Origin of the sequence: Chitinophaga varians, from assembly GCF_012641275.1 — a bacterium.
Lineage (GTDB): Bacteria > Bacteroidota > Bacteroidia > Chitinophagales > Chitinophagaceae > Chitinophaga > Chitinophaga varians_A.
In genome coordinates this window covers 2,003,889-2,025,586 of sequence record NZ_JABAIA010000002.1, presented here as the reverse complement: position 1 = coordinate 2,025,586, position 21,698 = coordinate 2,003,889, and the positions used below count along the sequence as shown (strand labels likewise).

Annotated in this window: 16 protein-coding genes and 1 tRNA gene; 13 read left to right on the top strand and 4 right to left on the bottom strand. The window is 50.9% G+C overall.

Translation table 11 applies throughout. From position 1 onward, the window contains the following. Positions 1 to 31 precede the first annotated feature (31 nt). From HGH92_RS22950 to HGH92_RS22940, 3 genes are all read left to right on the top strand, one after another. A complete protein-coding gene (locus HGH92_RS22950; RefSeq protein WP_168873070.1) occupies positions 32 to 859 on the top strand; it encodes an S-adenosyl-l-methionine hydroxide adenosyltransferase family protein in 828 nt (275 codons plus the stop codon). Beyond that, the gene (locus HGH92_RS22945) at positions 856 to 1,149 is read left to right on the top strand and encodes a putative quinol monooxygenase (protein ID WP_168873069.1); all 294 of its coding nucleotides are present in this window, start codon (positions 856 to 858) and stop codon (positions 1,147 to 1,149) included. Before HGH92_RS22950 ends, HGH92_RS22945 begins: the two co-directional genes overlap by 4 nt. Positions 1,150 to 1,321: 172 nt before the next feature. Next, the gene (locus tag HGH92_RS22940; RefSeq protein WP_168873068.1) at positions 1,322 to 4,555 is read left to right on the top strand and encodes a DUF2723 domain-containing protein; all 3,234 of its coding nucleotides are present in this window, start codon (positions 1,322 to 1,324) and stop codon (positions 4,553 to 4,555) included. Between the two features lie 103 nt (positions 4,556 to 4,658). Here the strand turns inward: HGH92_RS22940 and HGH92_RS22935 are convergent, their stop codons facing one another. Continuing rightward, complete coding sequence (locus tag HGH92_RS22935) at positions 4,659 to 5,504, bottom strand: sugar phosphate isomerase/epimerase family protein (RefSeq protein WP_168873067.1); 846 nt, start codon at positions 5,502 to 5,504, stop codon at positions 4,659 to 4,661. Between the two features lie 201 nt (positions 5,505 to 5,705). Here HGH92_RS22935 and HGH92_RS22930 point away from each other — a divergent pair, with 201 nt between their 5' ends. The 3 genes from HGH92_RS22930 to HGH92_RS22920 all read left to right on the top strand — a co-directional run bounded on the left by HGH92_RS22930 (position 5,706) and on the right by HGH92_RS22920 (position 9,743). Next, positions 5,706 to 6,800, top strand: coding sequence for a vWA domain-containing protein (locus tag HGH92_RS22930; RefSeq protein ID WP_168873066.1), 1,095 nt, complete (start codon positions 5,706 to 5,708; stop codon positions 6,798 to 6,800). 31 nt (positions 6,801 to 6,831) lie between these two features. Further along, entirely contained in the window at positions 6,832 to 8,349 is a 1,518-nt protein-coding gene (locus HGH92_RS22925; protein ID WP_168873065.1) for a sigma 54-interacting transcriptional regulator, read from the top strand. Between the two features lie 89 nt (positions 8,350 to 8,438). After that, positions 8,439 to 9,743 (top strand): Gfo/Idh/MocA family protein, encoded by a 1,305-nt coding sequence (locus HGH92_RS22920; protein ID WP_168873064.1) that lies wholly within the window; start codon positions 8,439 to 8,441, stop codon positions 9,741 to 9,743. Between the two features lie 70 nt (positions 9,744 to 9,813). Here HGH92_RS22920 and HGH92_RS22915 read toward each other — a convergent pair whose 3' ends face one another. Further along, a complete protein-coding gene (locus tag HGH92_RS22915) occupies positions 9,814 to 10,296 on the bottom strand; it encodes a GNAT family N-acetyltransferase (protein ID WP_168873063.1) in 483 nt (160 codons plus the stop codon). Between the two features lie 299 nt (positions 10,297 to 10,595). Next, positions 10,596 to 10,666: transfer RNA gene (locus HGH92_RS22910), tRNA-Cys, on the bottom strand. 197 nt (positions 10,667 to 10,863) lie between these two features. On the opposite strand from HGH92_RS22910, the gene HGH92_RS22905 reads away from it, so the two are divergent. The 6 genes from HGH92_RS22905 (at position 10,864) to HGH92_RS22880 (ending at position 18,027) form a co-directional block, all read left to right on the top strand. Beyond that, positions 10,864 to 11,745: a nucleoside phosphorylase gene (locus HGH92_RS22905; protein WP_168873062.1), complete on the top strand. Its 882-nt coding sequence runs from the start codon at positions 10,864 to 10,866 to the stop codon at positions 11,743 to 11,745. A gap of 382 nt (positions 11,746 to 12,127) precedes the next feature. Then, on the top strand, positions 12,128 to 12,913 hold the full coding sequence (dapF, locus tag HGH92_RS22900; protein WP_168873061.1) for a diaminopimelate epimerase: 786 nt from the start codon (positions 12,128 to 12,130) through the stop codon (positions 12,911 to 12,913). Positions 12,914 to 12,936: 23 nt separating this feature from the next. Next, positions 12,937 to 13,875: a magnesium transporter CorA family protein gene (locus HGH92_RS22895; RefSeq protein ID WP_168873060.1), complete on the top strand. Its 939-nt coding sequence runs from the start codon at positions 12,937 to 12,939 to the stop codon at positions 13,873 to 13,875. 44 nt (positions 13,876 to 13,919) lie between these two features. After that, on the top strand, positions 13,920 to 16,865 hold the full coding sequence (locus tag HGH92_RS22890; protein ID WP_168873059.1) for a gliding motility-associated C-terminal domain-containing protein: 2,946 nt from the start codon (positions 13,920 to 13,922) through the stop codon (positions 16,863 to 16,865). Positions 16,866 to 16,928: 63 nt separating this feature from the next. Further along, on the top strand, positions 16,929 to 17,570 hold the full coding sequence (locus HGH92_RS22885) for a class I SAM-dependent methyltransferase (protein ID WP_211092692.1): 642 nt from the start codon (positions 16,929 to 16,931) through the stop codon (positions 17,568 to 17,570). 4 nt (positions 17,571 to 17,574) lie between these two features. Next, positions 17,575 to 18,027 (top strand): NUDIX domain-containing protein, encoded by a 453-nt coding sequence (locus HGH92_RS22880; RefSeq protein WP_168873058.1) that lies wholly within the window; start codon positions 17,575 to 17,577, stop codon positions 18,025 to 18,027. Here HGH92_RS22880 and HGH92_RS22875 read toward each other — a convergent pair. Beyond that, on the bottom strand, positions 18,024 to 18,833 hold the full coding sequence (locus tag HGH92_RS22875) for a queuosine precursor transporter (RefSeq protein WP_168873057.1): 810 nt from the start codon (positions 18,831 to 18,833) through the stop codon (positions 18,024 to 18,026). The genes HGH92_RS22880 and HGH92_RS22875 overlap by 4 nt on opposite strands. Positions 18,834 to 19,178: 345 nt before the next feature. Between HGH92_RS22875 and HGH92_RS22870 the strand changes: the two genes are divergently transcribed. Then, positions 19,179 to 21,686, top strand: a complete 2,508-nt coding sequence (locus tag HGH92_RS22870; protein ID WP_168873056.1) for a YfhO family protein — start codon at positions 19,179 to 19,181, stop codon at positions 21,684 to 21,686. Positions 21,687 to 21,698 lie beyond the last annotated feature (12 nt).

The following is a 21,698-nucleotide window of genomic DNA, read 5'->3' as shown; positions in this document are numbered from 1 at the left end:
TGAATTTAGAGCGGGATTTAGAATTTCTGGCATGTCCATTATAACATTAACATCAGACATAGGGATGCAGGATTACCTGGTAGGTGCCATCAAAGGGCAGCTCTGGCATTACTGCCCGGAATGTCATGTTACTGACATCACCCACCATATCAGCCCGTTCAATCTCCCCCAGGCTACTTACATCTGTAAAAGCGCTTTCGCCTGGTTTCCGCTCGGCACGTTCCATTTTGTATTGATCAATCTGTTCGACCGGAAACCGGACCACGTCCTGGTGGCCGAACATAACGGCCAGTATATCGGCTGCGCCGATAACGGCCTGCTGACCATGATCGCCGGAGGTATGCCGGAGAAAGTGGTGAAAATACCGCTGCCCGCCAATGCGCCCAAGACCACGTTCACCATGATCCAGCTGCTGGCCATGGCTGCCCGTGAACTGAGCAGAGGCAAAGCGCTCGGGGAAATAGCCCCTCTCACCCAACAGATCCAGGTGAAACATAACCTGCAACCCCTGGTAGGCGATGACTTCATCGAAGGCCAGATCATCCATATCGACAGCTTCGAAAACGTAGTGGTCAATATCACCCGCGACCAGTTCGATGCGCAACGCAAGAACCGCCGCTTCCAGATATTCTTCCGCCGCAATGAAGTCATCAACCAGATCAGCGAATCCTACGCCGACGTGCCCGAAGGCCAGAAACTGGCCCTCTTTAACGCTGCCGGCTATCTCGAAATAGCCATCAACAAAGGAAATGCCGCCGGCCTCTTCGGCCTGCAGGGATTCCGCAGGGACCAACTGACTCAGCCCACCGGCTTCCAGCAACTTTCATTTTACCAAACTGTCAGAATAATATTTCAATGATCAACAGACTCGTTAAGATGGAGTTTGCGCCCGACAAGGTAAACTCCTTCCGGGAACTGTTTTCCCGTCAACAAAATCTGATCCGGCACTTCCCCGGATGCCTCCACCTCGAACTTTGGGAACATCCGGCCTCCGGAAACACCTTCTTCACCTTCAGCAAATGGGAGTCCGAAACCGCACTGGAAGCCTACCGGCAGTCAGACCTCTTCCGGGAAACATGGGCCGCCACTAAAGTGCTTTTCAGCGCAAAACCGGCAGCATGGACCGTTACAGAGGCTTTCAAAGCCTGAACGCGCGCCGGGCGGACCGGGAATTCTAATGGTATTTTAATTCCCCCCAAATCGGCTACTATTCAAGCGGATAGCTAACAATTAAAAAGATATTTACAAAAAGTTAAAACTGTTCGGCAGATTAGCATAATTTGCTACTTTTTATATTTTTGTCGGACCTTAAAACAACCTTATGAATTTTAAAAGGACCAACAACATAGTTGGCTGGGTGATTTGCATCATAGCCTGCTCTGTTTACATTATGACTATGGAGGCCACGGGCAGCTTGTGGGACTGCGGCGAGTTCATTTCCAGTGCGTACAAAGTACAAGTCCCCCACCCTCCCGGAGCACCCCTGTTCGTGTTGCTCGGAAGACTCTTCAGCATGTTCCTGAAACCCTCACAGGCCGCCCTGGGCGTAAATACCATGACTGCCCTGGCCAGTGGTTTCACCATCCTGTTCCTCTTCTGGACCATCACGCACTTCGCCCGTCGTCTAATGGTTAAAGCCGGTGAAGAAATCTCCCGTGAAAAAATGATCGCTATCATGGGCGCCGGTATCGTAGGGTCTCTCGCGTATACCTTTTCTGATTCATTCTGGTTCTCCGCTGTGGAAGGTGAAGTATATGGTATGTCCTCCTTCTTTACCGCCATCGTGTTCTGGGCCATCCTCAAATGGGAACATGAGGCCGACGAACCTTATGCCGACAGATGGATCGTGTTGATCGCTTACCTCCTGGGCCTCTCCATCGGGGTACACCTGCTCAACCTCCTCACCATCCCGGCCATCGTTATGGTGTACTACTTCAAAAGATTCAAACCCACTGCATGGGGCACTTTCTGGGCTTTCATCATCGGCTGTGCCATCACCGGTATGATCCAGAAATACCTGATCCAGGATACGGTAAAGGCCTCCGGTTATATGGACGTTATCTTCGTCAATAACCTCGGCATGGGCTACTTCTCCGGGTTTATCTTCTACTTTGCAGCGATTACCGCAGTACTGGTGCTGGGTTACAGAAAACCCAAACTCGGCCTGTATGCTCCGCTGATCGTGATCGCCTCCGTGATCCTGGTACCCGCCTACAATGACACCAGCGGCGGCGTGGTATTCTTCAAAGTATTACTGGCAGCATTCTTCCTGCTGATACCAACCCTGCTGAAAGCATTCGGCGTTAAACTCGAGGCAGGCAAAACACTGCACTTCAGCCGGTTGACCATCCTCTTCATTCTCTTCACTCTCCTCGGATATTCTACGTATATCACCACCATGGTGCGTTCTACTTCCAATCCTTCTGTAGATATGTACAACGTGGACAACCCGATCTCCCTCGTAGGTTACCTCGGCCGCGAACAATATGGCGATTTCCCCCTGATCTATGGTCAGGTGTTCACCGCCCGCCCCGAACGGTATGACGAAGGCGGCAACATCTACGCCCGCGGCGCTAAGAAATACGTGGTGGCCGGCAAAAAGATGGAGCCTAAATACGCTTCCGAAGATATGATGCTGTTCCCACGCGTATGGGACGCCAGCAACGATCAGGGGCACGCGGACTTCTACCGCTCCTGGCTCGGACTCGACGCCAACGAAAAACCAGGCTTCGGCGATAACATCAAGTTCTTTGTGCAATACCAGATGAACTTCATGTACTTCCGCTACTTCATGTGGAACTTCGTCGGAAAACAAAACGATACCCAGGGCTACGGCAACGTACGTGACGGTAACTGGATCTCCGGTATCCCCTTCATCGATAACATGATCTATGGCGACCAGAGCATGATGCCGGACAGCCTGAAAGAAAACAAAGGACACAATACCCTGTTCTTCCTGCCGTTCATCCTCGGTATCATCGGTTTCTTCTTCCAGTACAACAACCATCGTAAAGATACCCTCGTGGTATCGCTCCTGTTCTTCTTTACGGGCATCGCGATCGTACTGTACCTCAACCAGGCGGGTAACCAGCCACGTGAACGTGACTACGCTTATGTAGGCTCTTTCTACGCTTTCGCTATCTGGATCGGCCTCGGCGTGCTCGCTGTGTACAACTTCCTGAAAAAGAAAACCAAAAGCGCCCTGTCTCCCACCATCGCTACCGCCCTCTGCCTCCTGGCCGTGCCGGTACTGATGGCCGCTCAGGAATGGGACGACCACGACCGCTCTACCAAATACATCGCCCGCGATATCGCGAAAGATTACCTGGAATCCTGCCAGCCTAACGCTATCCTCTTTACGGTAGGCGATAACGATACCTACCCGCTGTGGTATGCACAGGAAGTGGAAGGCATCCGCCAGGATATCAGGGTGATCAACCTCAGCCTCCTGGGCGTGGACTGGTACATCGATCAGCAACGCAGAATGGTCAACAAAAGCCCGGCCATCCCGATGAGCTGGACACCTGAGAAATACCAGGGCGAAACCCGCAACTACATCCGCTTCTTCGATCCGGGAAATATTCCGGCCGATAAATACTTCAACCTGAAAGACATCATGGACTTCATGGGAAGCGATGATGAACACAACAAGATCAACACCCAGGACGGTGGCGCAGAAAACTTCCTGCCTACCCGCCAGTTGTTTATCCCGGTTAACAAGGAAGAAGTGCTGAAATACGGCGTTGTAGGTGCAAAAGACGCAGATAAAATCCTGCCGCAGGTGCCCATCAAGGTCACCAAAAGCTACCTGCTGAAAAATGACCTGGCTGTTTACGATATCATCGCCACCAACAACTGGAAACGCCCGATCTACTTCACCAGCCCTACTGACCTCGGTCTGAATGATTACCTGCAAACCGATGGTCTGGCTTACCACCTGGTGCCGTTGCCTAAACCAACAGCGACCGACCCGCTGGGCATGGACATCAACGCCAACGTAGGAGTGATGTACGATAACCTGATGCACAAGTTCTCTTTCGGTGGTGCTCAGACACCAGGTACTTACTTCGATGAACCGAACCGTAAGATGCTGACCTACCTGCGCCAGTCCTACACCCGCCTCAGCGTGGCCATGACTCAGGGCGGTGCTTCCAAAGACAGCGCTATCTCCGTGCTCTCCTATATGGACAAAAACCTCAAGGAAGTTAACTTCCCGTATGCGATGACCACTCCGGGTAACATGCACAACTATACGTCCCTGCAAACAGTGTACGCACACTACATTGCCGGTGATGTAAAACGCGCGGAAGAACTGAGCGCCCAGATCATCAAAGACTGCCAGCAGCAAATCCGCTACTACCAGTCCTTGCCCGCCAGCAGACTCACTTCCGACCTGCAGCGTGACGGACAGACCGCTGAACAGTTCGTTCAATGGCTGGAACGTATGAAGGTGGATTTCGGCCCCGGTGGCCAACACGCCCGCGAAGGCATGCAAAACATGAACACAGAGGATTCTAACGCAGCCCCCAAAGCAGCCCCCGACTCCTCCAAATAACAAAATAAGGAAAGACTAAAATTTCCCATAAACCAAGAGCCCCTCTGGCAACCGGATAACACCGGACCAGAGGGGCTCTTGGTTTATGGGAAAAATTAAATGATTACAGGTTGCTTACCATTGTTCTCCAGAAAGCAGCGCTTTCTTTTACTTCCGGTACGTTAGTGTCCCAGTTGTACTCATATTCTGCAGAGAAAAGGCCTTTGAACTTCTGTGCTTTCAGCGTCTCCAGTACTTTTGGTATCTGACAAACACCGTTGCCCCAGATCACGTCATGTCCTTTTTCAGATTTTTCATTCAGGTCCTTGAAATGCAGGCTTACAATGTGGCCGTTCAGTTTCTTCAGGCATTCTACCGGATCGAGGCCGGAACGTACCCAGTGACCGATGTCAGCGCAGGCGCCCATCAATTTGCTTCTGCCTTCGATAGCTTTCAGCACGGCTTCAGGGTTCCAGTAAGGGCTTGGTTTCGGATGGTCATGGATCGCCAGTTTGATGTTGTAGCGGTCACAGAGCGAAGAAATCAGGTCCAGGTACTCCGCCTGCGGCTCACTGGTGATGCTCTGGATGCCCATCCTGTTGGCAAAGTCGAACAACATACGCCATTCTGCTTCGGAATTGGGCACTACCACGCCAAAAGCCATCAGTACCTTGTGTTTCTTCTTAAACAGTTCTTTTACCTTTTCCTGTTTGTCGGGAGACATATGATAGTCCAGTTTGCCTTCAATGCCACCGCCGATGGTCTGGCCCGGAAAGGCTTCCACATACTGGATACCACAGCTGTCCATTTTGTCCAGCGCTTCCGCCAGCGTAAAATGGTTGAATGTCCATGCCTGGGCACCCAGTTTCCAGCCCAATGCATCTGCCCTGGCCTGGCCCTTAGCAGACTGTGCAAACATTGCCACCGCTAAACCTCCCGCCAGCAGCCACGCATTTCTCAGTTTTTTCATATTGTTATTTTTTTGATGATTGAAAGTAATAGCTTTCAACGGAAAATACAAGAGTTCTGGTCATTTCTCCCCGAAAACCACTACCAACGGCCATTTCCCTTAGGCTTAACTGAATCATAAAACCCCGCCCGGAAATGGAACACCCATGGGAAATATTTTTTCGCTAATTTTAGAAACGAACTTTGATTTGATTTTTGTGCTATGAGAGGAATAATTTTTTCCCGGTTCAAACCGGACGAAGATACCCGATCTCCCTTCCAGAAACTGCTGGACCTCTTCACCCAACTACTCACCTACACCAGCGGAGACGTTACAGAAGCCCTGCAGTGGCTCACGGAACTGGACAAGGAATTCGGGCTGACCAACGATGAGTATGGCATAGGTGACTTCATTCAGGAACTCCGCGAAAAAGGATACCTGAAAGAAAACGAGGAAACCGGCAAGATAGAACTGACTGCCAAAACGGAGCAAACTATCCGCAGAAACGCACTGGAAGAGATCTTCGGAAAACTCAAAAAATCCACTGTCGGCAATCACAATATCCGGAAATCGGGCATGGGCGATGAGCTCAACGCGGAAACAAGGCCCTTCGAATTCGGTGACAGCATCGATCAGCTCGATGTGACCGCCTCTATCCGCAATGCCCAGATCAATCACGGCATCGACAGTTTCTCCATTCATCAGGACGACCTGGAAATCAAGGAAACAGACTACAAAACCCAGACGTCCACCGCCCTGATGATCGATATCTCACACTCCATGATATTGTACGGAGAAGACAGGATCACCCCCGCCAAAAAAGTGGCCATGGCCCTCAGTGAACTCATCACTACCCGCTATCCGAAAGATACGCTGGACATTATCGTTTTTGGCAACGATGCCTGGCAGGTGGAGATCAAAGACCTTCCCTATCTGACAGTAGGCCCCTACCACACCAATACGGTGGCTGGCCTGGAACTGGCCATGGACCTGCTGCGACGGCGGCGTAATCCCAACAAACAGATCTTTATGATCACAGACGGGAAACCTACCTGCCTGAAAGTCGGGAAAGAATACTACAAAAACAGCTTCGGCCTGGACCGTAAAATCCTTAACAGGACGCTCAACCTGGCCGCACAGTGCAAAAAACTGAAAATACCCATTACTACCTTCATGGTAGCTACAGATCCATGGCTGCAGAAATTCGTGCAGGAGTTTACCGAAACCAACAACGGTAAAGCCTTTTTCTCCGGTACCGACAATCTGGGCCAGTTCCTGTTCTACGACTTTGAAAACGGGAAACGAAAATTATTCTAAAAACCGGCAAGGAATTGCGTAACTTTTAAACATGGATACGAGCATCAAGACGTTAGGTGAACTGAAAAAGAGTGGCTATCAACCCGTTTCAGTCAAAGAGGAAATCAGACGCAACCTGATCACAAAACTGCAGAAAAAAGAAACATCCTTCCCCGGCATCATTGGCTACGAAGATACTGTCATACCAGACACCGAAAGAGCCCTGCTCTCCCGGCACAATATCCTGTTCCTCGGTCTCCGCGGACAGGCTAAAACCCGCATGGCGCGGCAGATGACAGACCTCCTCGATGAATACATCCCCATCGTGGAAGGCTCTGAAGTCAATGATGACCCTTTCCAGCCACTGTCACGCTACGCGCGTGACCTCATCGCGGAAAAAGGCGATAAAACGCCCATCACCTGGCTCTCACGCGACGAACGCTATGCCGAAAAACTCGCTACGCCAGACGTGTCCGTGGCCGACCTCATCGGGGACATAGACCCGATCAAGGCCGCCAATCAAAAACTCAGCTATGCAGACGAACGTGCCATTCACTTTGGCATCATTCCCCGCTCCAACCGCGGCATCTTCGTCATCAACGAACTGCCCGACCTCCAGGCACGTATACAGGTGGCCCTGTTCAATATCCTCCAGGAAGGCGACATCCAGATCCGTGGCTTCAAAGTAAGGATGCCGCTGGATATCCTGTTTGTCTTCACCGCTAACCCGGAAGACTATACGAACCGCGGCTCTATCGTTACTCCGCTGAAAGACAGGATCGAAAGCCAGATCATCACCCACTACCCGAAAAGCGTCGAAAACTCCCTGCTCATCACAGAACAGGAAGCCAATATACATACCGACCAGGAAGCCCGTGTGGCCATCTCCGATATGGTGAAACGCCTCATAGAACAGGTGGCCTTCGAAGCGCGCAACAGTGAATATGTAGACAAAAAAAGCGGCGTCTCCGCCCGTCTCACTATTGCCGCCTTTGAAAATGCCGTCAGCTCCGGGGAAAGACGCGCCATCATCAACAAGGAAAAAGAAACACACGTCCGTATAGCCGACCTGATGTCCATTATTCCGGCCATCACCGGTAAAATAGAACTGGTGTACGAAGGCGAACAGGAAGGCCCGTTACAGGTTGCGCATAACCTGCTCGACAAGTCCATCCGCACGCTCTTCGCCACCTATTTCCCCAATCCTGATTCGTTCAAGAAAAAGAAACAGGCCGTGCCCGTGGAAAATCCTTACCGCAGTGTTATCCAGTGGTTCGACAAAGGCAATTCACTGCAACTGATGCAGGACATCAGCGACAAACAGTATGAAACCACGCTCAATAAAGTAGAAGGGCTGAAAGACATGGTGAAGGCCCGTTTCCCGCAGGCCAACAACCGCGAGGCCCTGCTGCTCATGGAATTCGTGCTGCACGGACTGGCATCGTACTCCCTGATCAGCAAAAAAGTAGGGGAAAACGATACCCGCTTCAGCGATCTGCTGGGCACCATGATGAACTTCAGCCTGAGCAACGACGACGAGGATGACAACAGCGACGAACCCGAATTTTAATCTTTATCAATAATCTGACAACAAAGGCTGGTCTTTTCTGACCAGCCTTTGTTATTTTTTATTATTTTGTTGACCTAAAATTCCACATTATGAAACACACACGAAGGGACTTCCTCCGTTCCGCGTCCGCCTTGGCAGGCGGCGCCGGCCTGCTGTCCATGCTGCCCGCCGGTTTACAGGCTGTTGCCCCCTCCGACCGCGTCCGTATTGCCGCCATCGGCATCAACGGGATGGGTTGGTCCGACCTTACCGCCATGCTCAAACATCCGGCCGCACAATGTGTAGCCCTCTGCGATGTAGACCGCAACGTATTGGACAAACGTATCGGTGAGCTTTCTCAACAAGGCATCAAAGCCAAAGCGTATAGTGATTACCGTAAGCTGCTCGATGACAAGTCCATCGATGCCGTGATCATCGGCACGCCGGACCACTGGCACTGCCTCCAGATGACGGACGCCTGCTCCGCCGGTAAAGACGTGTACGTAGAAAAGCCATTGGGCAATTCCATCATGGAATGCCGCGCCATGGTGTCCGCACAGCAGCGCCACCGCCGCGCCGTACAGGTAGGCCAGTGGCAACGCAGCCAGCAACATTTTAAAGACGCCGTGGCCTTTGTTCATTCCGGTAAACTGGGACAGGTACGCCTGGTAAAGGCTTGGGCGTATATGGGCTGGATGAAGTCCATCCCCGTTAAACCCGACAGCGCCCCACCTGCCGGCGTAGACTACAAAGCATGGCTGGGCCCCGCTAAAGAGCGCCCTTTTAACGCCAACCGTTTCCATTTCAATTTCCGCTGGTACTGGGACTATGCCGGTGGCCTGATGACCGACTGGGGCGTTCATTTGCTCGACTATGCCCTGCTGGGCATGAAAGCGGAAACACCCAAATCCGTGATGGCCGCCGGGGGCAAGTTTGCCTACCCCGATGACGCCGCAGAAACGCCCGACACCCTCACCACCGTGTATGAATTCGATGGCTTCAACATCCAGTGGGAACAGGCACAGGGCATCAATGGCGGTCCTTACGGGCGCGACCATGGTATCGCCTTTATCGGCAACAACGGCACGCTGGTGCTGGACCGCGGCGGATGGGAAGTAATTCCCGAAAAAGACAAAATGGAAGCCGTTGCCCGCCAGAAAGCGGTAGACAATGGCCTTGACCTGCATACGCAGAACTTCATCGACGTAGTCCGTTCACGCCGGCTGGACGATTTGCGCACGCCGGTACAGGCAGGCGCGCATATCGCTACCATGGCTCAAATGGGGAACGTAGCCTTCAGGACCGGGAAAAAATTGTATTGGGACAAACACGCAGGACAGTTTACCGACAGCGACGCCAATCAAATGCTGGCTGCCGGATATCATAATGGGTACAAACTGCCGTCTGTCGGCTAATTCATTCAAAGGCGCAGCGCAGCAAACATGCATAATAAAAGCATTTGTTGCCTGCGCCCTTCTACACTGATCAGGAAGCTTTCTCCAGGCTCAGTGACAGGTATACCGCACTGCTGATAGGGTTGTCGTAATACGCTGCTATAGGCTGGAATCCCAGCGACGTATATAATTCAATGGCCGGCCGCATATGTGCCAGCGTATCGAGCAGAATACGTTTATAGCCCAGGTTACGGCTCTCTTCAATGGCTTCAGCCGCCAATGCCTTGCCTACGCCATGGCCCTTGAAAACGTCCCTTACAAAAAGACGTTTCATTTCAGCGGTAGTGTTGTCAAAAGGACGGATAGCCACACATCCTGCCACCTGGCCATCTACTTTGGCCAGTAACAGGGCGCCGCCGGGGGCGGAATATACGCCGGGCAGGTGGGCCATCTCATCTTCAAACTGCTGAAAGCTAAGGTCAACATTTAACCAGTTGGCATATTCTCTGAAAAGTAGTTTTACCTGTTCCAGGCTTCCGGTATCTGCTGCGGTTACTTTAATGATCTCTGTCATCGCCACACTTTTAAAAATTATCGGGAAAACGCAAAAGCCTTCCGGAATAGGGCGTTCCTATCTCTCTGACTGGTTTCCGGGAACACCCCCAAACTTTTGCGGGATAAGCAATTTACGACAAATTCACAGGTAAACGATCAAACAAAAAATTAATTTTCAGAGAAAAAAAATGGCTGGATAAGAACCAATATGTGGGGAAAAACAACCTGCTTCCATGCGTTGCACCAACCGGCTGAAAACAGCCATGGGCAAGAAAACAAAAAAGCCGCTACAAGAGCGGCTTCTTACTTTCCCATCTGAGGTTCCGAGCGGATTCGAACCGCTGTACGAGGTTTTGCAGACCTCTGCCTAGCCACTCGGCCACGGAACCATACAATCCGACCAAAACACTTGCTGATGCTTGCCTTCAGCGGGCGTCCCCGTCGTTTTGTGGGATTGCAAAAGTAGTAAATTTCTGATAACCACCAAATATTATTCAAAAAATATCTGAAAAAATATTTTGATAATTATACAGAACGTGGGAATATTGAGGTGCCAACAAGGAATGTTGAATTAAAAATTAATAACATGGAGAATAAACGTATTGCTGAATCTGAGCTTATTATCAACAGCCGTGGAGCGGTATATCACCTGGACGTAAGACCGGAAGAACTGGCTCATACCATCATCACTGTGGGCGATCCGGACCGTGTTCCGGCAGTGACCAAACACTTCGATAAAATAGAACACAAATCGCAACACCGCGAATTTGTTACCCATACCGGTTATATCGGAAACAAAAGACTGTCTGTCGTATCCACCGGCATCGGTACCGATAACATCGATATCGTGCTCAATGAACTCGACGCCCTCGTGAATATCGACTTCCAGACACGCCTCGTGAAAGACCAGCTGACCTCCCTTCAGGTAATCCGCCTGGGCACTTCCGGCGCGCTGCAGGACAGCATTCCGGTAGACAGCTTTGTCGTTTCTTCCCATGGCCTTGGCCTCGATAACCTCATGGCCTACTACGCTTTTGAAAACACCACAGAAGAAAAACAACTGCTGGAAGCCTTCCGCGGCCAGGTAATGCTGCAGCCCGGTGGCGCCAATCCATGCCTCTTCACCGCCGGCGAAGACCTGCGTCAGCGCTTCACCGACGGATTTCATACAGGCATCACCGTTACCTGCCCCGGCTTCTACGCGCCACAAGGCCGTATGCTGAGAGGACAGCTGTCAAATCCGAACCTGATCGACAACCTCACCGGCTTCTCCTATGAAGGGCACCGCATCACCAACTTCGAGATGGAAACATCTGCCATATACGGCATGGGACGCGTACTCGGCCACCAATGCCTGTCTGTCAGCGCCATCGTGGCCAACCGCATCCGGCAGGAATTCTCGAAAGACGGCGGCGCAGCCGTGGAAGCATTGATACAGAAAGGCCTGGGGATTATTGCTACGTTATAAAAACGGCTGCTTCGCAGCTCCGTCCCCAGGGCTAAAGCCCTGGGCTACGTTGTGTGTTCCGGGCGTGTTTTGCAGGGGGGCCATAACTGACAGCTTATGCCTTTCCATGATGCATATTAAGATGAAGCTTTCTCGTGCTGCATATGGAGATGAATGCCACAAATGCACATAAGGAGATGAATACTATAAATGCTACATGTAGAGATGAATACCATAAACGCTACATGTAGAGATGAATGCCGTAATATGGGGTCTTCCCTAAAAAGCCTGAACTAATCGTCACCCAGGGCTTCAGCCCTGGGAAATGGGAACTTCCCGTTAAATTTTCCCCCCGGGCCGCAGCCCCGGGAAAACCATCATCATTCTTTTCTATCTTTGCCTTATGCAACAGATCCATTTCTATAAATACCAGGGTACCGGCAACGATTTCGTTATCATGGACAACCGGCAGGGACAGTATGACTGGCTCACCAACGAACAGGTGAACGAACTGTGCGACCGCCGTTTCGGCATCGGTGCCGACGGCCTGATGCTCCTGAACAAAAGTGAAGACTACGACTTCGCCATGAAATATTATAACTCCGACGGCCGCGAAAGTTCCATGTGCGGCAACGGAGGCCGCTGCCTCGCCGCTTTTGCCCATAAAATGGGCGTAGGTGACGGCAACCTGTACTTTATCGCGGTAGATGGCGAACACGAAGCCACCATGGACGGAGAGAACTGGGTCAACCTGAAAATGCAGGACGTAGACTTCGTGGAACAAGGCCCGCTGCATTATTATCTCAATACCGGCTCCCCACATTTTGTAAAATATGTGGACGATGTACAAGCGGTGGACGTATTTAACGAAGGCCGCCAGATACGCTATAATGAACGTTTTGCGGCAGAAGGCACCAATGTCAATTTCGTACAGCCGTTTGAAAACGGCATCTTCGTACGTACCTACGAAAGAGGCGTGGAAGATGAAACCTATTCCTGCGGCACCGGCGTCACAGCCGCCGCTATCACCTTCGCCGGCAAAGAAGAGAAAGAATATGTAGTCCCCGTTCAGACACTCGGCGGACAACTGGAAGTACGCTTTACCCGTACCGGCGAACGCACCTTCTCCAACATCTGGCTCTGTGGCCCCGCCACCTTGGTGTTTGAAGGACAGATAACCATTGGCTGATAACGCTTTTTTTACCCCTGCAGATGATCCAATACTTCAAAAACATAGATTCCAAGACAGTGGCTATCCAGGCGCCTGAAAACGACGCCTGGGTAAACATCACCCCTCCGCTGAAACAGGCTGAATTTGAACAGCTCTCCGAAGCACTGGACATACCGCTGGACTTCCTGACCGACTCGCTCGATATCGATGAAAAATCACGCTATGAGCTGGAAGACAATGTAAAACTCATCGTTATCAAAACACCGACGGAGAACAACTCCATCAATGAAAGCGATGCCTATTACATCACCATCCCCATCGTGATCATCCTCACACATAATCAGATCCTGACGGTCAACTCCTTCGATAACGCAGCCATCAAACGGTTCCTGGACACCTTCCACAACCGCTCTCCTGAAAAAAGAAACATGATGGTGCTCAAAATCTTTGAGAAAGTCGTGGTCAACTTCCTCGATTACCTCAAAGAAATCAACCAACGCAGAAACATGCTGGAAGCAAAACTCTACGATTCCAACCGGAACGAAGAACTGCTCGCCATCATGCGTATACAAAAAAGCCTCGTTTACTTCGTCACCGCCCTGCGCAGCAATGAACTGCTGCTGATGAAACTGGAAAGGACCAATTTCCTCGGCCTCAATGAAGATGAAAAGGAATTCCTCCATGACCTGATCGTAGATACTTCCCAGGCCCTCGAAATGGCCAATATCTACACCAATATCCTCAGCAGCACCATGGACGCCTTCGCCAGCATCATCTCCAACAACCTGAACGTGGTCATGAAAAGATTGACCTCCATCACGATCATCCTTACTTTTCCCATGCTGGTGGCCAGCATCTACGGTATGAACGTAGAACTTCCCTATCAGCACAGCATACACGCTTTCTATATACCGATCATCCTCTCCGTCGTGATCTCCGTGATCATCAGCATGTATTTCATGAAGAAGAAATGGTTTTAGCATCGTATATTGCTATACAGTAGCTTTTATTCCCTATACAACCTATGTCTGTTCGTTTCATCTGTTGTATCACCCTGCTCATATGGGTGATCTGTCAACCACTCACCAGCACCGCCCAGAAAGAGGGCAACATCTGGTATTTTGGCGATTATGCCGGTCTTGATTTTAATACGCTTCCTCCCAAACTGTTGCTGGATGGTAAGCTGAAGACCCGCGAGGGTGTGGCCACCGTGTCCGACGCCAACGGTAAACTGCTGTTCTATACAGAAGGCACAAAGGTCTGGGATGCCTCCCATAATGTAATGCCTAACGGCTATGGCCTTCAGGGCAATTACACCGCCAGCCAGTCGGCCATTGCAGTTCCTTTCCCCGGCCATCCCGGACAATACTATGTCTTCACGTCTGCTGAAGGTAGCGGCATGCGCAGCTCGCTGGTAAATATGTCGTTGAACAATGGCCTGGGGGATATTGTGGCCGCTTCCAAAAACATCTCCCTGATCCCCAACAACCTGAGCACGGAAAAGGTCATGGCCACCAAACACTGTAACAATACCGACTTTTGGGTCATCTCCCATTCCAAAGGCAATAACAGCTTCTACGTATGGCCACTCACGGCAACAGGCATAGGCACCCCCACGATATACAACGTCGGACTGCCTATCGCCGACGACGGCGGCTGGGAAACCATTGGCTGCCTGAAAGTATCCCCGGACGGGCAATGGCTCACCCACGTAAAAGGTAATACCAGTACCTCCACCACCTCTACCACGGAAATTTTCAGGTTCAACAACCAGACCGGCGCCATCACCGGCCCCGTAGCGGCACTGGACAATCTCAATCAGGGCTACGGCATGGAATACGCCCCCGGTGGCAAACTCATCTACGTCACCGCCACCAATGGCCGGGACCTCTTCCAGTTCGATCTTACCGCTACCAACATCAACGCGTCCCGTGTACTGATCAGCCACTCTCCCACCATCAACTACGGATCGCTGCAACTGGCGCCTGACGGACAGATATATGTGGCCGGAGAAGCAGGTTATGATATAGCCGCCAATGCTATCAGTATCATTCATAATCCCGACGTGCCCGGACTAGCCTGCAATTTCCAGGAAAGCGCCCTGAGCGTGCGCCCCTCCGGCGCCAAACTGGGCCTGCCCACCCTGATGAGCAACTATGTGTATGACGCCAACAGCTTTACCGTGAAAGACACCTGCCTGAACGCCGTCACACAGTTCACGCCCAACAGCACTGCCAATATCACGACCATCAACTGGGATTTCGGCGATGGCCAGACTTCCACCGCCACACAACCCACGCATACCTACGCCCTGGCAGGCAGTTATACCGTTACCCTGAAAACAACAGGCCCGTGTCATAACAATACCGTCAGCCGTGTGGTCCATATTGTAAAGCCCGATCTTCACAGCGAAGCAATCAGCCTGTGTAACAATAACGCCTACACGCTACCCGACGGACGCATCATTAAAACCGCCGGCATATACACCAGCAACCTGAAAAACAAAGCGGGCTGCGATAGTATCATCACCACCACCGTTACCATCAATCAGCCGTACGCTGTTGATGTTGACACCAGCGTCTGTCAAAATACTGTTTTTAAACTGCCCGATGGCCGACTGGTTAGCATTAGTGGTGACTATACCAGTAAATTTAGTACCGTATACGGCTGCGATAGCCTTATCCATACGCATCTCACGGTCTTACCAGCCCTTCAGACTGCTGAAACACAAATATTGTGTAATGGCAAGTCCTATACGCTTCCCGACGGGCGCGTCGTAAATACCGCCGGCATATACACATCCTTGCTTCGCGCTGTTGGCGGTTGCGACAGTATTATCACCACGACCATCCTGACCAATCAGATTTATAATACCAATGTGGATACCGGCATGTGTAAAAACGCGTCGATCATCCTCCCTGACGGAAGAACAGTGACACTTCCCGGAGACTACACCTCCACGCTGTTATCGCAACATGGCTGCGATAGCATCATCCATACCCATGTTGTTTATTATCCCGACTATCAGATCAGTAAAGAAGCCGGTATTTGCAAGGGAGACAGTTATCTGTTGCCGGACGGCCGCAGTACAAAAGTAGCGGGCGTATATACCTCCCACTTGCAGACCACCCGGCGTTGCGACAGTATTATCACGACCACCCTTACTGTATGGGACACCTATGCCGTAACGGAAGATAAAATACACTGCCCTGGTACGCCGTATCGTCTGCCCGATAACAAGACGGTCACCCAGGCCGGAACATATACCTCGCAGCTGCGGTCTGTTCATGGCTGCGACAGCATTATTACCACCGTCCTCACCGATGCGCCCGTTTACCGGTTTTATGATACACAGGAAATTTGCAAGGGCGCTTCCGTTCGTTTGCAGGATGGCACCATGGTCACACAAGCCGGCGACTACACCGTTCGCTATACTACCTGGCTGGGCTGCGACAGCCTCTTTCATACAAAAGTGAAGGTGATGTATCCACCGATGATCAACCTGGGGGCAGACACCTGCCTGTTTGATAATAAGCCTATTGTCTTTTCGCCCGGAGCGGGATTTGACAGCTACCTGTGGCAGGATGGCTCTACACGCCCTACTTTCACGGCACATCAGCCGGGCCGTTATGAAGTGACCGTTAAAAACAAATGCGGTTCCGGAACGTCCCGGGTCACGGTAACAGAATGTTCCCCGGAACTATTCCTGCCGAATGCGTTCTCACCTAATGGAGACGGGAAAAATGATATTTTCAGAATTGTTAATTATCACGGTCAGCAGCTGGTAGAATTCAGCATTTATAACCGCTGGGGAGAATGTATATTTTTAACAACAGATCCTAAAAGAGGCTGGGATGGCACGTTCCACGGGCAATTGCAGCCGGTGGGCGCTTATGTGTACCATGTCCGTTATCGTAACATGCTGGGCCAGGAAAAACTGCTGAAGGGCACGGTGACCCTCTTATTGTAGTGTATTCTTACTTTATTCTGTTATATTTACACCCGGACTAAATTTATAACCTGATCTCCGCCCATGGCAGCTCTGTTAAAAAATATCATACGAAAAGCCAAAGCGCTGAGTGGCTACAACGCCATGAAAGCCGCCGCCGCAGAAAAGAAACTGATAAAAGCACTTAAAGATACCAAAGACTGGAAACTGGTTATCGGCGCCAGTTCCGTGTTTGAACAGGGATGGATTCCTACGGAAGTGGAGCAGTTCAACCTGCTGGACCCGGATTCCTGGAACAAATATATTCCCGATGCATCCGTGTCCGTTTTCCTGGCTGAGCACGTGTGGGAACACCTCACGTACGAACAGGGCCTCACCGGCGCACGTACCTGCTACCGCTACCTTAAACCAGGTGGTTATCTGCGTATAGCCGTTCCTGATGGTTTCCATCCGGACGCTGATTATATCAACAATGTAAAGCCCGGTGGCGCAGGCTGGGGCGCAGACGACCATAAAGTCCTCTACACCTACAAGCTCATGAGCCAACTGCTGACGGAAGCCGGCTTTAAAGTGAAGCTGCTGGAATATTATGACGAAGCTGGACAGTTCCATGCCAATGAATGGAACAAATCCGATGGCATGATACACCGCTCTATCCGTTACGACCAAAGAAATGTGGGCGGCAAGCCGGTCTATACTTCCATCATCATCGACGCTGTTAAATAGGCATATGCAAACAGGATTCAACGTACGTGTTTACGGCATTATGATCAATGACCGTAAACAGGTACTGGTAACAGACGAATATATCCGGGGCGGTTACTATACCAAATTTCCCGGCGGCGGGCTGGAATTCGGGGAAGGCACACTGGAGTGCATGGTACGGGAGTGGCGCGAGGAACTGGCACAGGATGTCCGTGTAGTAGAGCATATTTATACCACTGATTTTTTTCAGATCTCCGCATTCGACAACGAAACACAGATCATCTCCATTTATTACCTGGTAGAACCATTGTCTCCCTTTACCGCACAGGTGCTCAACAAACCATTTGATTTCAAGGTACCGGAAGGGGTATCTGAAGTAGAATACGCACGTTGGATCGACTGGGAGGAGTTTTCAGCCGAAGCCGTTACCCTCCCGATCGATAAAGTGGTGGCAGATATGGTGAAAGCACGCTATTAATCGTGCGGCACCACGTCCATGACCGGCATTTCGTCTTTGCCCATGGCGGCCGCTTTCATACGGGCAGCCGTATCATGGCCGAGGTAACGCACGATGCGGTGTTCCAGCAGATAGATGAGCGGCGTTAACGCTACCGCCACTACGAATTTATAACTGTAGTTCACCATACAAATGGCCAACACCCGCTGCCAGCTCCAGTCCTTGCCCACCTTAAACGCAATAAACAATACAATGAAACTGTCTACCAGCTGAGATACAATGGTAGACCCCGTGGCACGTAACCATACATGTTTTTCGCCGGTACGTTTTTTTATCCGGTGAAACACGGTCACATCCACGATCTGGCTTACCAGGAAGGCCGACAGGCTACCCAGGATGATCCACATCCCCTGCCCGAAAATCCCCACAAACGCTTTCTGCATGTCGGGCACGCCTTCAGTGCTGCTGCTGCCTATCCACCAGCTGTCTGCCGGCACTCTCATCGCCACAAAAAACATCAGGAAAGCATAGGAAATCAGCGCTACCGCTGTATACGAGATACGACGCACCGCTACCGGCCCGTAAAACTCATTCACAATATCTGTCATCACAAACTCCAGCGGCCACAATAACACACCGGCCGTCAAGGTGTAGGACAACCCGCTCTCCCCAAACAGGGAAAAGGTATGCACAGGCAATCCGAACAGGCGTTCCAGCGAAAACAATTTGCCGCCGATGCATTCCGCGATCAGCGCGTTGGCTACAAAAAAGCTGGCAAATATGACAAAAAGCCGTGTAGGCTTATCATTTAGTAGTTGCTTGACCATTTTAATAAGAGACTATAAGTTGAAATATTAAAATACCTACATTACACAGGAATAACCACGGCGGTAACTGTTTCCACTGTATTTTTTTTAACATCAGCAATACCGCGGCGATCAGACATACGGCCAGATTCAAAGGAAACGCCACGCCCACGCCCAATACCAGCACATGTTCCACTATTATGTCCAGCCTGTGGTCATATGCGGTGATCCGGAGCAACTGCCCCAAAATAAAGCACAGGTTGCAGATAAATACAAATTTTAACACAAATCGAATCCAGCGCATATTGAAATTTCGGATAAATTACAGTTATTTTTGTTCCTTTAAAACTAAATACAAGATATCCGATGAAGCAAAACTGGCTAAAAGCCATTCTTCCGCATCTGGCAGCAATTGGCATCTTTATATTGCTGGCAACGGTTTACTGCTCTCCTGTATTGGAAGGCAAGATAGTAAACCAGAGCGACATGATGAGCGTAAACGGAATGGCCAAAGAGGCGAGAGACTTTTACGAAGCGACGGGTGAAGCCCCCTTGTGGACTAACAGCATGTTCTCCGGGATGCCTTCCTATGTGATCTACACAGGCCCCGGCAAAAATGCGCTCACCTTCGTCAACAAATTGGTTACGCTCGGCCTACCCTCCCCTGTTAACATGCTGTTCCTCGCTATGATCAGCATGTACCTCCTCGCCTGTATCCTGGACTTTAAATACTGGATACGGATATTGGGCGCCATCGCTTTTGCCTTCTGCTCCTACAATGTGATCCTCATCGATGTAGGGCACATCACCAAAATGTACGACATCGCCCTGATGCCCGCAGTACTGGCCGGTATCATACTCACCTACCGCGGACGCCTGATCGGCGGCTTTGGCCTCACCGCTATCGCTACCGGCCTACTCATCTACAACAACCACCTGCAAATGATCTATTACACCCTGATCATGATACTCATACTGGTAGCAGGTGCGTTTATCCACGCGTATAAAACGAAGACAATACCGCAGTTCTTCAAAGCGTCTGTGCTGCTGGCCATCGCCGGCATCATAGGCGTACTGCCCGCCGCAGACAACCTGCTTCCCGTAAAGGAATACACCGACTATACCATGCGCGGCAGCAAGTCCGAACTCACCCTGGGCAAAGAAGACGCGAAAGAAAATAAATCCACCGGCCTGGACAAAGACTATGCTTTTGAATGGAGCTATGGCGTCGGTGAATCCCTCACCTTTATGATCCCTGGCTATGTAGGCAACTCCTCCGGCCAGAAACTGGGCACCGGCTCCCATGTGTACGAACAAATGGTCAGCCTCGGCGCTCCCGCCGCCCAGGTGGAACAATATATGGACCAGATGAAATTCCCGCTCTACTACGGCGCACAGGAAAAAGGAACCTCCGGCCCCGTATACGTAGGCGCTATCATCTGTTTCCTGTTCATCCTCTCGCTGCTGGTAGTGGACAGCTGGCATAAATGGTGGTTGCTCGCCGTTACCATCGTGGGCTTTATCCTCGCATGGGGCAAAAACTTCGGCTTTATCAACGACTTCCTCTTTTATCACCTGCCACTGTACAATAAATTCAGAGCACCGGCACAAGCGCTGGTACTGCCTTCGCTCACGTTTGTAATACTGGCCTGCTGGGCACTGCAGGAAGTGGCCAACGGCAAGCACAGCAAAGACGTACTACTGAAAAAACTGAAACAGGCCACTTACATCACCGGTGGTATCGTCATTGTAGTCGGTATCCTCGGCAGCATGTTCATGAATTTCAGCGGCCACAGCGACGAAACCATGCTCGGTTACTTCGCGCAGATGCTGGGTGGCAAAGAAAACGCGCAACTGATGATCCGCGCACTGGAAAAAGACCGTAGCTCCCTGCTGCTGAAAGACAGCATCCGCTCACTGGTGTTTATCCTGATCGCCGCCGCCGCTATCTGGGCCTACCTGAAAGATAAACTGAAATGGCAACCTGCCGCATTGATCATCGTAGCCGCAGTAGCAATAGACCTGATACAGGTAGACCGTAACTACCTCGGTAAAGACAGCTATGTGGATGAATCAGTGATGAATGCGCCCTTCCAGCCTTCTGCAGCTGACCTGCAAATTAAACAGGACCCGGACCCGTACTACCGTGTGTTCAACCTCACCTCCGATCCGTTTAATGACGCTGTCCCCTCTTACTTCCACAAAAACATCGGTGGCTACAGCCCCGCTAAACTGTGGATTTACCAGGACCTGATCACTCATCAGATCTCTAAAAACAATATGGGCGTGCTCAACATGCTCAACACCAAGTACTTCATCGTTCCGGACCAGAAAACCGGTCAACCTGTAGCACAACGCAACCCGGACGCTAACGGTAACGCATGGTTCGTAAAAGGTATCGTATGGGCGCCTGATGCCAATACGGAAATGAAAACGCTGGACTACCTGCACACCAAAGACTCCGCAGTAGTGGACAAACGTTTTGCGAAAGAACTGGGTGCCAACTACCAGCCCGCCGCTACAGACAGCAGCGCTGCCATCAAACTCACCAAATATGGCCTCAACAGCCTGGAATATACATCCACCAACGCACAGGAAGGTCTTGGCGTATTCTCCGAGATCTACTACCCCGCTGGCTGGAACGCATATATCGATGGTAAGAAAACAGACATCGTCAGAGTTGACTATGCACTGCGCGGCCTGAAAATACCTGCCGGCCAGCATAAAATCGATCTGAAATTTGAGCCTGCCACTTTCTACAAAGCCCAGAAAATTTCGTCTGTTACCTCCATCGTACTGGTACTGGTGGTAATTGGATCGTTTATATGGGAAATCATTGGTGCGGGTAAAAAAGAAGAGAAACCAGCAGCGTAAACATTGCATAAT